The sequence below is a fragment of the Anaerocolumna chitinilytica genome, assembly GCF_014218355.1.
GTDB classification, from domain to species: domain Bacteria; phylum Bacillota; class Clostridia; order Lachnospirales; family Lachnospiraceae; genus Anaerocolumna; species Anaerocolumna chitinilytica.
Genome location: NZ_AP023368.1, coordinates 5220023 through 5236196, shown reverse-complemented (window position 1 = coordinate 5236196; position 16174 = coordinate 5220023). Strand labels below are relative to the sequence as shown.

The following is a 16174-nucleotide window of genomic DNA, read 5'->3' as shown; positions in this document are numbered from 1 at the left end:
TTTTCGGGTGGTTTTAATTTTTTTTACTCATACGCTTAATGGGAAAGGTAATAATAACTTTAAAAGTTGAGGGAGCCTTCTTTATACTAAAAGTTCCATTCATTTGCTCTACGATTTTTTTACAGGTTTTTAAGCCGATATTGGTACTTTCTAGGATAGCACTATCGACCCGTATTGTGTTTGCTATGCTGATTGTCAGCGTAGTTCCTTCTATATGACTGGCAATTGAAACATCTCCGTCTAAAGCCGCATATTTACGAATGTTGGAGAAAAGGTTATCAAACAACCGTTTTAAATATTGTATGTCGGTGAATATCGTGCAGGCTTCCTCCGGGAATTCCGTCTTCACTTGAAATCCGGAATTACTTAAATCAAATACATGCTCACTGATTAGCTGCTGAAACAAGATTCCCACATCAAAAGTACCCATCTGCATCGCTATCTTTTCCTTACCAAACACCAGGAAGTACTGAAAAAGTTTATCGGAAAGGTCTTTCAATTGAATAGATTTTGTCTTGCAGCTTTTAATATATTTATTAAACTGCTCATTGGAAGAGTAATTTCCGGAAGCTAAAATCTCCAGATATCCGATTAAAGAAGTAAGGGGAGTACGGATATCATGAGACATGGAGGTAATCAGCTCGCTGTTAGCTTCCCAGGCTTCCTTCTCGCTTTTATGCCTTGCAATAATGGAATGTCTCATATTATCAGCATTTATGGCAAGCAGGGATATCTCATCGTTGCCTTTGTGATAGATGGGTTGTTCCAGGTCACCCTTCTCTATCAGGGAGACTTCCTTTGACAGTTGCATAATCCGGGCAATTAGCCGGTGATTATAAAGGATTAATATCAAAAATAAAAAGAAGAAAAAAACGACCAATGAAACATAGGTAACAATACTAATCCACTTTAATTCCGAGGCATCCATAATTTCAGCAAGATATGTTCCATCGCTAAAGGCTATATTATTTACCGTCCGTTCCAGGGAAGGGGTGGTGCCGGTTACGGTATTTACACCATCGGCGGTTTCGGCTAGTTCGTAAGCTGAATATTTATCATCCCAATATCCGGATTCATACACGATTTCATCACCATCATAGATAACCAGGTACACATAATGCTGTTTTTTCACCCATTTTGAGATTGATCCGACATCTTTTACAGAAATGCGGTTATTTGTAATGTAATTTTCAAGAGAATCCTGGTACTGGGTCAAGCGTTTTGTCTCGGCATTTTCATTCAGATACTTTTTATCAACCAGAAGATTTCCAAAGCTCTGTACCAGAAAGTACATACCAAGACTTACCAAGGTACCTGCTATCAATATGAATATCTGCTTATATCTCAATGAAAAGATAGATTTATGCTTCATCGATTTGATAACCCTTTCCCCAGACTGTACGTATTATTGTCGGGTTGTTGAAGTCCAGCTCTAATTTCTTGCGGAGATTCAATATATGCACCATAATGGTGTTGGTGGAAGCCGGAAGAAAAGCCTCGTTCCAGACCCCTTCATAGATGGATTGAGCATCCTTGGCTTTACCCTTATTCCTTTGGAGGTACATTAATACCTGAAATTCCGTATCGGTAAGGTCTATCTTTTGATTTTCTCTATAAACAGAATGATTAATTGTATCAATTAGTATGTCCTGCAGCTGAATCTCTGTACTGTTGGATGCTGTTTCTGATTTACCTTTGTAAACAACATATCTTCTAAGAAGTGACTGGACTTTCATAAGGAGCTCTGCCTGGGAGAATGGTTTAACCAGGTAATCATCCCCGCCATTTTCATAGGCTGCTGCCTTGTCACTTTCTTTGGACTTAGCTGTCAGAAACAGAACCGGTGCAGAGGATTTTTTACGAATCTCTTCGCAGGCATCAATACCGGATAATTCGGGCATCATAATATCTAAAATGAAAAGGTCAATATCGGGATTCTTAGAGGCAGCTTCTACAGCTTCTTTTCCATTTACAGCTTCCGATACCAGATATCCTTTGTTCTCCAGCTGAATGCGAAGAACCTCTCTGATATCTGCATCGTCATCTACTACTAAAATCTGCTGTGCTGTACTCAATAATCATCAACCTCCTTGTTTTGTATATTTTTTGAAATATGAATGATTATAACATTTGTACCAGGAATAAAAAACTGGATTTCCGGGAATTAAGAAATATTAAGGAATAAGAAAGCTTTACGTTAAAAGGGTTAGAAAAAAGATAGAAACGCCTAAAGAAAAAACGTTTGTCTTTATAAGAAATTGGGACATCAGTCTGATAAAGTGCTAAGAAAAATATAAATTTCTTCATATTGCATTCTGTGTAAGTTTATGATAAAATGACCCAAAATAAAAAAGGAAGTAATTGTAATGAACAATATGACTATCAACAGCTTAAGACGCAGATACAGACGTAAATTCCTGTAGCCAGGCATAAATTATCGCATGGCTGCAAGGCTTATGTCTTGTTTCTGTGCGGTAGCTGAAGTCTATTGTAATTACAGTATGAGCAGAACCGTAACGGAAGGTATGTAATACCGGACTTTATGGTTCTTTTTTTATACGGTTAAAGTTGCATCTAATAATTGTGTTTATGCCGCCAGAGGCGGCGGAAGGTGAGGCAGAAATGAAAAAAGAAATTAGTGAAGAATTAGTAAAGGAAATACGTAACATCAGCAGTATGTCCTCTTCTGATATCGAGAAAATGATCGAGATTCCTGCTGACAGCAAGCTTGGCGACTACACACTGCCCTGTTTCCGGCTGGCGGGGCTGTTAAAGAAAAACCCTAAGACCATTGCGGAAGAAATAGCTGTTAGTTTAAATATTGGCGGGGAAACAGCAGTAATTGAAAGGGCAGAGGCAGTTAACGGTTACTTAAATATCTTTCTGAACAGGAGGCTGTATGTAACGAAGATCATAGAGAAAGCCTCCGTCAAAGATTATGGTTCCTCTGATATAGGGAAAGGAAAAACCATATGCATGGATTATTCTTCCCCTAACATTGCTAAGAATTTTCATGTAGGGCATCTACGTACGACTATTATTGGGAATAGCCTCTATAAACTCTATTCCAAGCTTGGGTACTCTGTAATACGGATTAATCATCTGGGTGATTGGGGAACTCAGTTTGGAAAGCAGATAGTTGCTTATAAAAACTGGAGTAGCAAGGAAGCAGTGGAAGCGGGTGGAATTGCAGAACTTCTTAGGGTTTATATTAAGTTTGAGGAGGAAAGTCTAAACAAAGCTTATATAACGGAGAAAGAGTCTTCCTTACAGGAAGAGGCAAGGGCCTGGTTTGTGAAGATGGAACAGGGGGATAAAGAAGCATTGACTCTTTGGAAATGGTTTAAGGAAATCAGTTTAAAGGAGTTTGAGCGGATATATAAACTGCTTAAGATAGAGTTTGACTCGTATCAAGGAGAAAGCTTTTACATGGATAAGGTTCCCGCCATTGTCGCTGAACTAAGAAGTAAACATCTGCTCGAGGAAAGTGACGGTGCAGGCATAATAAATTTGGACGAATATCATATGCCTCCCTGTCTTATTACAAAGAAGGATGGCAGTTCTATCTATCACTCAAGAGATATTGCCGCAGCTCTCTACCGGAAGCAGACTTATGATTTTACCCAGTGCCTGTACATTACGGGAGTAGAGCAGAAACTTCACTTCGCACAGGTTTTTAAGGCTCTTGAACTAATGGGTTATAGATGGGCCAAGGATATGCACCATATACCATATGGACTGGTAAGTTTAGGAGGAGAAAAATTGTCTACCAGGAAGGGAAATGTGATCTATGCTGAGGAAATTCTAAATGAAGCCGTTTCTCTTGCAATGACTGCCATAGAGGAAAAGAATCCGAATCTGGTAAACAAAGAAGAGACAGCTCAAAAAATCGGTATCGGTGCAGTTATATTTCAGACGTTAGCAAACCAGCTTATTAAAGATGTGAGTTTTCGTTGGGAAGATGTATTGAATTTTGATGGTATGACTGCACCCTATATTCAATATACCTGTGCAAGAGCAGGAAGTGTTTTAAGAAAAGCTGGTTTGAAAGCATGGGATAATAAAGAAGAAAATAGAAAGGATAAAATTATAGCAGAGGGATATTTAGAGGAGGACAGTAGTTACGAACTGGTCAAACTGGTAGGTAATTATCCGGATATCATCAAGGATGCGGCTGAAAAGTATGAACCTTCTATCTTGGCAAGGTATGCCTATAGCCTGGCAGTCCGGTTTAATAAATTCTATCAGGAATGCCGGATACTCTCAGCGGAAGAAGGGTACCGGGAAGCAAGAGTCTTTTTATGCCTCATTGTTCAAAAAACAATAAAGGATGCTCTATCCCTGCTTGGAATCGAATGTCCGGAGGAGATGTAGATAGAATCGCATTAATATCCTTCGTTGTCTATTACTTGTCTTTGCTGTAAAATAACAGCAGCACCATGGATAGGGAGTGGGAAGAAAAATCTTTTACTCACCAGAGGGGAGTTTAGGCATGAACAATTTTAAAGATATGTTTTTTCATATTCATTACTGTAATGGCAGAAAGTACAAGGAGCCCGGGCAATTTAGCCCAAAAGTGGCTAGAACCTTAAATCATTATGAACTGATATTTGTCTGCAATGGAAAGGGAAGCTATAAAACACAGAATAAACGGTATCTGTTAAAAAAAGGAATGCTGATAATGATAACTCCCGATGAGCCTTATTCGATAGAACTGGATAATAGTGTTCCTGCCGGAGTTTTAACAGTTCATTTTAGTTTTGCCGGAATAAGCTTTCAGGATGGCAAATGGAATATTCATGAAGCGGCAAAAGTACCGTTTGGGCAGCCGGTTTGGGAATTGAAAGAGTATTACTCGGTCGAAGAGCAATTTCAAAAGCTGGTCGATTGCTGGAATGAGAAACTGCCAGGCTATGAATTCATGGCCAGAACCCTGTTTCAGCAATTGATTATTGATATTATGAAGAGCAGAAGCAAACAACCAGAAAATTATGGAGCATCCTTAAAGGTTGAAAGAATCATCCTGTACATGCATCAAAATATCAATACCAGGATAACCCTGACAGAGCTGTCAAAGCTTGTACACATGACTCCTGCCTATATGTCAAGGACTTTCAAGGAGACTACAGGTTATACCATCATTGAGTATTTTAATAAGTTAAAGATTGATAAATCCAAGGAACTGCTGGTGGAGGGAGATAAAAAAGTGAAAGAAGTAGCCCAGGAGCTCGGGTTTGCGGATGAGTTCTATTTTAGCCGTATGTTTAAAAAGGCAGAGGGTATAACACCTTCACAATTTAACAGCAGAATTGTTCATGGAATTTAGAATTATACATGGAATTTAAAAGCCCTCATGGCTATACTATACACGTTAATCGTACATGCTTAATGTATAGAAGTTTGCTATGGAGGTTTTTTTATGCCACTTTGGAAAAGAAATATGTATGTCTGCTGGTTCGGCATGTTTGTCTCAGGAATTGGTATGAGCCAGATTGCACCGGTGCTTCCCCTCTTCATAAAACAGCTTGGAATCAGCAATTCAGGTGAGATTAATCGAATATCGGGTATTGCCTTTGGAATTACTTATATTGTCTCTGCAATTTTTTCCCCAATTTGGGGGTATGCCGCAGACAAAGTTGGCAGAAAGCCCATGCTGTTAAGAGCGAGCCTTGGAATGGGCGGGATTATATTCTGCATGGGCTTTGCACCTAATGTCTTTACGTTAATCTTTTTAAGAATCTTACAGGGAGCCATCACCGGTTACAGCACCGCCTGCACCACGCTGATTGCTACTCAGACAGATAAGGAACATGCCGGTTATGCTCTTGGAACACTCTCAACGGCAAGCGTTGCCGGATCTTTGTTAGGGCCAACCATCGGAGGATTTATTGAAGACAGAATCGGTCTACAGCCGGTATTTTTTATTACAGGTTCCTTGATGCTCCTTGCGTTTTTGACAACGCTGTTCTTTGTAAAAGAGAATTTTAAAAGGGATGAAAAGAAACAGCAGCTCAGTTTTAAAGAAATCTGGAACAGCATTCCTGAAAAAAGGCTGACTATCGTTCTATCTGTAACCTTTTTCATCATAACCTTCGGGTTATATACCATAGAACCTATTGTAACGGTATATGTGGGAAAGCTAAACGGAGGCGCCGGCCATGTAGCACTGATAGCCGGGCTTGTATTCTCAGCTTCAGGACTGGCCAATGTAATTGCAGCTCCGCAGCTTGGAAAGCTCTCTGATAAAATTGGGGTACATAAGGTTATACTGTTCGCTTTGATTGCTGCCGGAATTATTTATATCCCCCAGGCATTTGTATCAAATCCCTGGCAGCTTATGGGACTGCGGTTTTTACTGGGACTGACCTTAGGTGGGCTCAATCCTTCTGTCAATACACTTATTAAGAAAATAACACCGAGCCATCTGACGGGAAGAATCTTTGGAATCACTATCTCAGCCGGCTATCTGGGAGTGTTTTTAGGAGCTGTTCTGGGGGGACAGATTTCTGCTGCCTTTGGAATAAGGCATGTGTTCTACATTACCAGTGCTTTATTACTACTGAATGCTGTGTGGGTATATTTTAACGTATATAAAAGGCTTAAGAATAAAAATTTGTAGAAAGGCAGGAATTTAAATGAAAATTAAATGGTATGGACAGGCGTGCTTTAAGATTACTGCAGAAAATGGCACCGGAATTATTATGGACCCTTATCATGATATGCTGGGGTATAAACTGCCTCCATTAACAGCGGAGATTGTTACTACGAGTCATGAACACAAAGACCACAATAATGCAGAGGCAATCGGAGGAGAAGTTAAACACATAAAAGAAACCGGAGAGTTTTTTGAAGCCGGCATCGCGATAAAGGGAATAGAGACTTTTCATGATAAGCTGTCCGGGGCTCAAAAAGGAAAAAATACGGTCTATTGTTTCGGTATTGATGGGTTGAAGGTCTGTCATCTGGGTGATTTGGGACATTTGCTTACCCCCCAGCAGATGAAAGAAATCGGCAGGGTAGATATTCTTTTTTTACCGGTGGGCGGGACCTATACCTTAGATGCAGCAGATGCGGCAGAGGTTATGAAGCAGTTAAAGCCAAAGATTGTTATCCCTATGCATTACAGGACGAAGGCTTTGGGGGTGCCGGGAATGATATTTGGAAAGGTTGAGAGCTTTGTTAAGATTGCCAAGGTAGAAGCAAAAAAAGAGAAGGTACTGGAGGTAGATCTGAAAGATATTGAGAGGAAGGCAGGCATTGTCATTTTGGATTATAAATAAATGCTAACGTAAGAAGGGAATACAGCAGGAATATATTTCTACAGATTGAAATATACAGGTTTATAAAATATAATAAATTATATGAGTTTATTAATATAAATCAAAAAATTCAGAGCATTAGCACAAATACAGGCCAGGTATCTACTCTGTGTTAGTGTGGATTAATGGAGGTATATCTTGCTTAAAAGGTCCTTATCCGTTATTACGATTATTCTGATGTTTCTAATACTTTTAATATTTTCTCTTCCGGACCATTCAAAGGCTCATGACCAGGGTATAAAGGCTGTAAAAGGCAATATGGAGCTCTCTGATTGGGATATGAAGAGTAGAAATATCCTTCGTTTGGACGGAGAGTGGGAATTCTATTGGAAGCAGCTTCTGACACCTTCGGATTTTTCCGGGGAGAATCTGAGTAAACCGGAGCTTACCGGATATATGCAGGTACCATCACTTTGGAATGGAAAAGCTCCTGGCGGTGACAGGCTGCCTGCTTTCGGCAGTGCTACCTATCGTCTGGTATTGGAGAATATTCCTTATCATGGGGTGCTGGGACTAAAAAAAGGGAATGCCCGTTTTTCCAGCAAGGTCTATGTCAACGGAGAAGAACTGTTATCGGATGGTGTACCGGCATTGGATTCAAAAGAATATAAATCTGGTAATACTCCTCAGGTTGGATTCTTTCGTGTAAACGATAAAAAGATTGAAATTATTGTACAAGTCTCCAATTATGAATATCCGAATTCCGGAATACCGGTTTCTCTTGAACTTGGCAGTGAAAAAGCCATGTTATACCGGAACCAGATGGACTACGTATATTCCATGGCGGTTTTTGCAATTCTATTAACCATCGCTTTTTTATATTTTAATTTCTTTATAGTTGCCAGATTCCATGGCTTGAATGAGTATGTAATGCTCCTTTTTTCCGCCTTTTGTATTCTATTTGCCTTGGGGAATGCCTTGGCAGATCAAAGACCCTTATTATTACTTCTCCCTAATATTTCTTTTACTTTGGCATTCAAATTAAAGGACTTTTTTCTAACGGGAAACTTTATAGTAATGCTCTGGGTTTTCCACAAATTTAAAAGAGGTTTTATGCCGCCACGGCTGATTCGTATCTTATCTGTTGCCTATGGTTCTTTTATGATCATAATCTTAATTTTTCCTATATTTATCTATATTAAGATCTATATGTTCGTAATGGTCTGCAATACAATAATCTTATCCGTGTTGTTTATTCAGTCTATTCTGCTGTATATACGAAAAGCCGAGGGATTTCTGCTGTTTGTAGCCATACTGTCGGTGAATTTTTATTCCCTTGATGCAATCCTGTTTTCTTTTGGTTTTAAGACAAGTTCCGGCTATTTGCAGGTGTATATGATGATTTTTGCCGCCGTGATGACACTGCTATTGTCAATGCAATACTTTACTGCAATTAAGCAGCGGCAGGATTCAATAAAACAATCCCAGGAGGCAGAAATTGCATTTTTACGGGCCCAAATCAATCCGCATTTCTTATACAATGCCCTTAACTCAGTTGTGTCTCTGTGCAAATCTGCTCCGGATAAAGCAGAAGAAGTGGTTGTGGAGCTTTCACAATATTTACGCGGGAGCTTTGATTTTAAACAAATGGATGCTATGTCTACCCTGGATAAGGAACTTAAATTACTGGAAGCATATCTGTACATTGAAAAGACCCGATTCGGTGATCGTTTAAATGTAGAGTATGACCTTGACGAAACACTTAATTTTAGGATACCTCCGTTAATCCTGCAGCCTCTGGTGGAAAACGCGGTGATACATGGTCTGTTGAAGAGCATTGCCGGTGGAACTGTGAAGATTTCCATCTTTAGACAGGGAAATGAAGCTGTTTTTACTGTAACCGATAATGGGGTAGGGATGGAAAGAAAGCAATTGGATTGTTTGCTGGAGGAGAATCCTAAAACAGGCGGCATTGGCGTCTGGAATATCAATCAAAGGCTGAAAATGCTGTATAACAGAGGCCTTTCTATAAAAAGCGAAAAAGGGAAAGGTACCCAAGTAAGCTTTTCTTTGCCTTTAAGTAGAGAGGAAAAGCAGAAAAAGTGTTTTTTTAAAAGAATGTAAGAATAGAAAGGACTGCCGCAGAGCTTTATTTTGCGGCAGTTCTTTTGCATTGATTGAGTATCAGGTTGAATTACGCAGAATTAAATTCGTGGGGAGAATTACTTTTCTTGGAAGCAGCTGATAACCATTTATTCTTGCCAAGAGGAGATCAACGGCAACCATGCCGATTTCCTTTGTGGGAATTTCAATGGTAGTAAGCGGAGGGTTTGAGTATTTGGAAATCTCGATATTGGACAAACCTATTACCGCTACTTTGTCCGGTACGGCAATTCCTAAATTATATAAACTGCTTAAGGCAGCCATTGCCATTAAATCACTGGCTACAAAAAAGGCAGTTGGGGAATCTTTTTGCTGGCAGAGTTCACTCACTTTCTGCATACAAAGATTTTCATCCCAGGCACAATCTATAATCCAATCAATGTTTACCGGCAGCCCGGCTGCATGAAGGGAAGAGTAATATCCACGGTATCTCTGGCTGGATTTTATGTTGCCGCTCATTCCGCTGCCACCGATGTATCCTATCTTTTTGTGCCCTTTTTCAATAAGGTGCTGTACTGCCATATTGGCTACTCGGTAATGGTCATAACCAACATTATCAATATCTTCCCATTGCGTATCAATTCCTACAATATTCGGAACTTGATTACGAATGAACTGGTAGGTCTCTGCATTTAAGGATTCCATCAGGATAAGGCCCGAAACCGGGGTGGAAAAGGTGCTGTATAATGTTTTCTTATCTTCCAGCTCAGCTCCGGTTTTAATAAAGGTAAGTTCGTAGCCGCCCCTTTGCAGCTGTTCTTCAACGCCCGAAAGAATGGACATAAAATATGGATCGTTATATTTATTTTTTGTTACGCTTAGGATACAGCCTATTTTTACAGATTCATTACCGGAATAGGTTTTATTCTCGCCGGAGGGGGCTTTCGCGGGGGACTTTGCTGTATAATTCAAATCGGTAACAGCCTTCCAGACCCGGGACCGGGTTTCTTCGGTCATTTTATATTTGGTATCGTTATTTAATACCCGTGATACGGTAGCTACTGAGACATTTGCCAGATTAGCTACTTCTCTGATTGTACTCAAATTGGTTTACCCCCTTAACACGCAAATTCTTGCGGTGTTTTGTTACGTTGTTTTACGTAAATAAATACAAAATGTATCTAATTAAATTATACTGATTTGCGTATCGTTTTGTCAACACTTAATTTCTTTGATACAAAGAGGGTAATAACCTGGAAAATGCTGCAAGTCAAACTAAAACTTGAAAGATACCCAGTAGGAAATGCAGTCACACAGACAGATTACATGATTTTTAAAGGTACATAATTCTTATTCGTTAAAAATCCGCACTTCTAAAAATTCTTAAAATAAATTCAAAAATAGTATTTACACTTGAAAGTTCAAATGATATAATCCATGTATAAGGATTAGTAAACAAACGTAACAAAACATAAATCAAAAAAGAACATTCCTTTGTAAATAGATATACCAGCGTAACAGAAGGAGGAGGATGGAATGAAAAAGGTCCATTGCCATAAGTGTAAGACGGAATTAAGTAATGATGAGATTGCACTTAATCTTAAGCTGCTGGGAAAGCATATCGGTACATTGCACTGTTATCGGTGTTTATCCGTGAGCCTTCGCTGTGAAGCTGACAGGCTGGAGAAGTTGGCGGAGCAGTACAAAAGCAGCGGCTGCCTTTTGTTTCAAAAAAACTATACAGGCTGAGGAGGGAAGCAATGAGTGATACTTATGTAATTAATCCGAAGATAAGTGATGAATTACTGGAAAATCCGGGAATAGGTTTTATTGCAGCTCCCGGTTTAATGGAACCGGCAGAACAGATATGTGACAACAGGGGAAATGCGGTGGAAAAGTTCCGCTTCCGCGCTGACAGCAGAACCTGGAATCACCCGGACAGCAAAATTATGTACTGTGGTGTGCGCTGGAGAGACCTTGAACCGGAGATGGGGTTATATCAATGGGATATATTAGAGCAGAAACTGGAAGACGCTAAGCTTTTGGGGTGTACGGCAATTGTCCGTTGTTCTCCTTATGCCTTGTCCGAAGAGGAGGATATTCCGGACTGGTTTCGAAAAGAGTGTCCGGAGGAACCGGAGTTTCCTTTTTGGAGAGTTGACCCGCTGAATTCCTCCTATATATTATATTGGTCCCGGTTTATTAAGAGTTTTGCTGAGCACTTTGACGGACACCCGTTAATCAGCTCTGTGGATATGGCACTGGTGGGAGCCTGGGGAGAAGGCGGCGGAACGGAGTTTATGCCGGAAGACAAGATCAGGCAGATAGCAGATGCATACATAGACAATTTTAAGTTAACGCCACTACAGGCACTGCTCCATGATCCGAAGTCAATCGGAATAATAAGAGAGCGAAGAGAGAATATTGGCTTTCGAGTGGATTGCCTGGGGGATATGGGAGGTTTTCATCCTCAGGAATGGTCCCATATGCTGGATTTCTATCCGGAGAACATCTGCAATTTTGGTATGGCGGATGCCTGGAAAAAGGCTCCGGTGGTATTTGAAGCTTGCTGGCATATGAATGACTGGTTTCTTCAGGGCTGGGATATTGATTACATTATAGACGAATCACTAAAATGGCATATCTCTTCCTATAACAGTAAAGGAACTACCGTACCGGAAGTCTGGAAGGACAGCGTTACAAGATGGATAAAAAGAATGGGGTACCGGTTTGAATTAAGAAGGCTTTCTTATAATCCCGTAGTAAGTAACAATGAGACTCTTCATATAAAAGGCTTATGGGCGAATACCGGTGTAGCACCTATCTATCAAAGATATCCATTGGTAGTCCGATTAAGGAATGAAAAAGAAATACGGACCCTTACCAGCTGCACGGACATCAGAAACTGGCTGCCGGATATGGATATCCTATGGGAAGAAGACTTTATTCTGGAGGCAACGCCCGGTGAGTATACACTGGAGATTGGTATAGAGACCGGGATACCGGAGATTGGCAATATAGCCTTAGCCATTGAAGGATGGAAAGACGGCTATTACAGTATGGGCAAACTAATCATAGAATAGGGGAAAAGTATGGAACATTTATATGGATATGAAGACTGTGTAAGTTATTGTGGGTTTGACAACCTTCCGGAAGGCTTGGAGCAGTATTTTGCTCTGTATCAGGAGGATAATTGCAAGTATTTTCTTGAACGTAGCTTTTTAGAGGAAATAATGAATAAATTCAGCCTCCCGACAGAAACCCAGAAGCTGCTTAGGGAAGCGGTGGAAGCGGTAGAAGGGGATGATAAGCTTTTGTATTTCTCCAGGTTCCTGGTGTGGGATATGTGCTCTGCCAGAAACCGCTGCGACGTTGACAACTATAATAACATGACTCCGCTATGCCTAGAGAAGTTTGGAGAGCTCTATTCTTTTCTGCTTTTACTAGCCTGCGTGGTACCTTCCAGAAAGTTATTGGCGGAGCGTGGAGTACCGGAACACTATTATAAGGATATTCCTTTCCAACCCATGAAACCGCAGCTTGAAAAGCTCGTGAAGGGAGATTTTAAAGTAAGTGATTTTCCCTGGGATATGAATTTTTATACCTGTTCTATCTTTTTGATGGACCGTTTTCTGTTTATTCCCTGCCGTTTCGGTGATAACTTTACAATGTATAGAAACAGGACATCCGAAAAAGTTATTGCACTCTGGCATCAGGGAGAGGATTTTCGCAGAGATGGTCAGTTAAATGGCATAAACGGTGTGTTCGATAAAGAAGGGGTATTTATTACAAGCTGGCAGGAAAATCAGGATTATATTATTGCTAATCCGGTTAATCCCTTGGGGTTTGTGGAAAAAGATACGGTTACTTTATTGAAAGAAGATTGGGTGGAAGTGTTAAAGCCAGGAGATATGCTGCTGGCTCTGCATGTTCCCTCCGGTCCTGGTTATAATCCGGAGCGGCTTAAGAATTCTATGCTGCTGGCCCTTGAATTCTACCAGAAATATTTCCCAGAGCTGCCTGTTAAGGGATTTTGGAGTGAAAGCTGGTTATATGACTCAAGGCTGTCGTTAGTTCTTGATAGCGAAACCAGTAATATTATTAAGGTTCAGCGCCAGTTCTACCTGTATCCTGTCAGAGAGGGAGACGCTATGCTTCGGTATGAAGTCTTTGGTGACTGGAAAGCGGATTATAAGACAGCTGAACTTAAGACTTCTCTGCAAAAGGCAGCCGCTGCCTATATGGAGACAGGAGCACGTTTTAATAACCTTAGTATGATAGTGTTAAAGGAAGAGGCAGATAAAACAGACCGGATGCCTTATATCACAGAAGATGATATTATACGCTTCCGGCAGATTGCTGACAGTCATTTACGATAAGGAGGTGCTGCCCATGGGCAAATATGCACTGGAGCATTACAGTCCCTATGAGACTTACATCATAAGGCCGCTGCCGCTGCCAGAAGCACCGGCTAACCCCGGCAGGGGACAGTATCACCTGGTGGAGCTTAAGTGGTCTGAGCTGGAAGCGGACCGTGGCGAGTATGACCTTACCCGGTTAAAAGAAGCTATCCGGTCAGTACATAATCCGGTGTTACAGATAACACAGACTCCACCGTCCTGGGTCAAGGCAGAAGCAGAGGAAGGCTTTGCACATTTAGTACGGCGAGTGATAAGTGCACTAAAGAAAGAAGAGCTTATCGGCATTATAATTTCTTCGGAAAACAGCAGCAAAAGAGTGTGGGATGCCTACTTAGAAGCCGCTGGGGATATTACGTTGTTTGCGGAATTAAAAAAGGATGCTTTGCTTCGATATCTAAAAGAGAAGGATTGCTCCTTTGGTATTCTGATAACTTGCAGCGAAGCCAATTGGGTTGATTGCTGTGAGAAGATGGCTGAATACCGCCTTTCGGATACATGGGAAAAAACGCCGGTGCTGCTCTCCCTAGAAGATGAGCTTCCAGGGCCTAATATACGAAGAGAGAGCCTGCGCTGGCATGCCGGTCTCTCTAATTATCCCTTGGATATCGGCTATGATTTTACGATAAGAAGAGTGGTTTACCCCCAAAAGGTGGAATCAAAGGGCGGCCTTCCAATCCGTTTTTGGATTGTTAACAAAGGCAGTGCTCCTTGTTATCAGGATTATCAGGTTAAGCTTTGTCTGGAAAGCGAGTTGGAGCGGCAGGAATTTGTATTAAAGATTGACAAAAAGACCTGGAAGCTTGGTGATATAACCCACAATGAAATTATTTCCCTGCCGGTACTGCCGGAAGGAGAATATACAATATCAGCAGGTATTTTCTTTTCTGACGGAAGTCCTATGGGGTTGGACCTGGAAGAAGAGATGAAGGAAGGCTATTACAGACTGGGTAAGGTTACAATCTGCTCGAAAACAGCGATGGATCTGGCCCATGCCTGGGAGGACTTTTATCCGGAAGGATATTATCCTTTGGAAGACCCCAAAGTTCCTGATTAGTGTACCGGACAAAAATATAGTACACCGCAGGTAATGTATAATAACGATTATGGAGGAAGCAAAATTGAAAATCGCATTAGTAGGTGCAGGACAGCGTGGAATGATTTATTCCGAATATGTCTATGAAACAAAAAAAGCAGAGATTGTGGCGGTTGTAGAACCGGATGATAAAAAAAGGTCAGCAGCGGCACAGAAATTCGGAATTCCTTTGGGAATGCAGTTTAAAAGAATAGAGGATTTCTTTCAAATCGGCAGAATAGCGGATGCTGTTATTATTGCCAGTATGGATCAGGATCATTATGAACAGGTAATGATAGCCCTTGATCTTAACTATGATATTCTTCTGGAAAAACCCATATCACCGGACCCCAGGGAATGTCTTAAGATTCAGGATAAAGCGAATCAGAAAGGCTGCAAAGTTATTGTATGCCATGTTCTAAGATACACGAACTTTTTTGCGGCTATAAAAGAGATTATCGACAGCGGGGAATTAGGAAAGGTAATTACCATCCAGCATAATGAGAATGTGGGAAATTACCATATTGCCCATTCCTTTGTAAGGGGTAACTGGAGAAGAAGTGATTTATCCAGTCCGCTGATTATGCAAAAGTCCTGCCATGATATGGATATCCTGGCTTGGCTGGTAGGCAGTGAGGCCAGCAGGATTACATCTTTTGGAAGTCTTAAGTACTTTAAAGAAGAGAATGCACCTGCTGAAAGCTCAGACCGATGTTTAACCTGTAAGGCTGCAAAGAATTGCCGTTTTGATGCCAGGAAGGCGTATCTTCCTGTTGCAGGCAGCTGGCCTGCCACTGTGCTGACACAGGATCAGTCGGAAGAAGGTATTCTAAAAGCCCTAAAGGAAGGTCCTTACGGACGCTGCGTATACCGTTGTGATAATGATGTATGCGATAATCAGGTAGTATTAATAGAATTCAAAAATGATGTCACAGTCAGCTTTAACCTAAGCGGCTTTACCAATAAAATAAGCAGGACTATCAAGGTTATGTGTGAGAACGGGGAAATCAGAGGAGACGACAGCTTAAATCAGATTGAAGTCACTAAGTTTGCCTCCAATGCCATTGACGGCTTCGAACAGAGAGTCATTCATACCGGTCTGACCCAAGGAGGGCATGGCGGCGGCGATGTAGCGCTCATGAATGATTTTATATGTCAATTAGAATCAGACAGTAACAACAGCAGGTCTTCCATAACCCAGTCAGTTGAAAGTCATGTGATGGCCTATGCGGCGGAGCAGTCCAGAATTACCGGCGAAGTAGTTAACGTGGACGTATTAAAAGGCCTGCTGCGTAACTCTTAAAAATTTGGAAAAGAGT

13 protein-coding genes are annotated in these 16174 nt (G+C 40.9%); 10 read left to right on the top strand and 3 right to left on the bottom strand.

The window, feature by feature from the left end; genetic code table 11:
* Positions 1–13: 13 nt before the first annotated feature.
* A complete protein-coding gene (locus tag bsdcttw_RS23010) occupies positions 14–1324 on the bottom strand; it encodes a HAMP domain-containing sensor histidine kinase (protein ID WP_207726459.1) in 1311 nt (436 codons plus the stop codon).
* Between the two features lie 37 nt (positions 1325–1361).
* The gene (locus bsdcttw_RS23005; protein WP_185257094.1) at positions 1362–2075 is read right to left on the bottom strand and encodes a response regulator transcription factor; all 714 of its coding nucleotides are present in this window, start codon (positions 2073–2075) and stop codon (positions 1362–1364) included.
* A 547-nt stretch (positions 2076–2622) separates the two neighbouring features.
* Between bsdcttw_RS23005 and argS the strand changes: the two genes are divergently transcribed.
* From argS to bsdcttw_RS22980, 5 genes are all read left to right on the top strand, one after another.
* Complete coding sequence (gene argS, locus bsdcttw_RS23000) at positions 2623–4374, top strand: arginine--tRNA ligase (RefSeq protein WP_185257093.1); 1752 nt, start codon at positions 2623–2625, stop codon at positions 4372–4374.
* 118 nt (positions 4375–4492) lie between these two features.
* A complete protein-coding gene (locus bsdcttw_RS22995) occupies positions 4493–5326 on the top strand; it encodes an AraC family transcriptional regulator (RefSeq protein WP_185257092.1) in 834 nt (277 codons plus the stop codon).
* 93 nt (positions 5327–5419) lie between these two features.
* A complete protein-coding gene (locus bsdcttw_RS22990; RefSeq protein ID WP_185257091.1) occupies positions 5420–6619 on the top strand; it encodes a multidrug efflux MFS transporter in 1200 nt (399 codons plus the stop codon).
* A gap of 16 nt (positions 6620–6635) precedes the next feature.
* The gene (locus tag bsdcttw_RS22985; RefSeq protein WP_185257090.1) at positions 6636–7280 is read left to right on the top strand and encodes an MBL fold metallo-hydrolase; all 645 of its coding nucleotides are present in this window, start codon (positions 6636–6638) and stop codon (positions 7278–7280) included.
* Positions 7281–7457: 177 nt separating this feature from the next.
* On the top strand, positions 7458–9383 hold the full coding sequence (locus tag bsdcttw_RS22980) for a sensor histidine kinase (protein WP_225903736.1): 1926 nt from the start codon (positions 7458–7460) through the stop codon (positions 9381–9383).
* Between the two features lie 60 nt (positions 9384–9443).
* Here bsdcttw_RS22980 and bsdcttw_RS22975 read toward each other — a convergent pair whose 3' ends face one another.
* Positions 9444–10466 carry a LacI family DNA-binding transcriptional regulator gene (locus tag bsdcttw_RS22975; protein WP_185257089.1) on the bottom strand — a complete coding sequence of 341 codons (1023 nt, stop codon included), beginning with the start codon at positions 10464–10466 and terminating at the stop codon, positions 9444–9446.
* Positions 10467–10898: 432 nt separating this feature from the next.
* Between bsdcttw_RS22975 and bsdcttw_RS22970 the strand changes: the two genes are divergently transcribed.
* The 5 genes from bsdcttw_RS22970 (at position 10899) to bsdcttw_RS22950 (ending at position 16158) form a co-directional block, all read left to right on the top strand.
* Positions 10899–11111 (top strand): hypothetical protein, encoded by a 213-nt coding sequence (locus bsdcttw_RS22970; protein WP_185257088.1) that lies wholly within the window; start codon positions 10899–10901, stop codon positions 11109–11111.
* 11 nt (positions 11112–11122) lie between these two features.
* Positions 11123–12445 (top strand): DUF4832 domain-containing protein, encoded by a 1323-nt coding sequence (locus bsdcttw_RS22965; RefSeq protein WP_185257087.1) that lies wholly within the window; start codon positions 11123–11125, stop codon positions 12443–12445.
* A gap of 9 nt (positions 12446–12454) precedes the next feature.
* Positions 12455–13741: an acyltransferase domain-containing protein gene (locus bsdcttw_RS22960; RefSeq protein ID WP_185257086.1), complete on the top strand. Its 1287-nt coding sequence runs from the start codon at positions 12455–12457 to the stop codon at positions 13739–13741.
* A gap of 13 nt (positions 13742–13754) precedes the next feature.
* On the top strand, positions 13755–14837 hold the full coding sequence (locus bsdcttw_RS22955) for a DUF4832 domain-containing protein (RefSeq protein ID WP_185257085.1): 1083 nt from the start codon (positions 13755–13757) through the stop codon (positions 14835–14837).
* A gap of 64 nt (positions 14838–14901) precedes the next feature.
* A complete protein-coding gene (locus bsdcttw_RS22950) occupies positions 14902–16158 on the top strand; it encodes a Gfo/Idh/MocA family protein (RefSeq protein ID WP_185257084.1) in 1257 nt (418 codons plus the stop codon).
* The last annotated feature ends 16 nt before the right edge of the window (positions 16159–16174 follow it).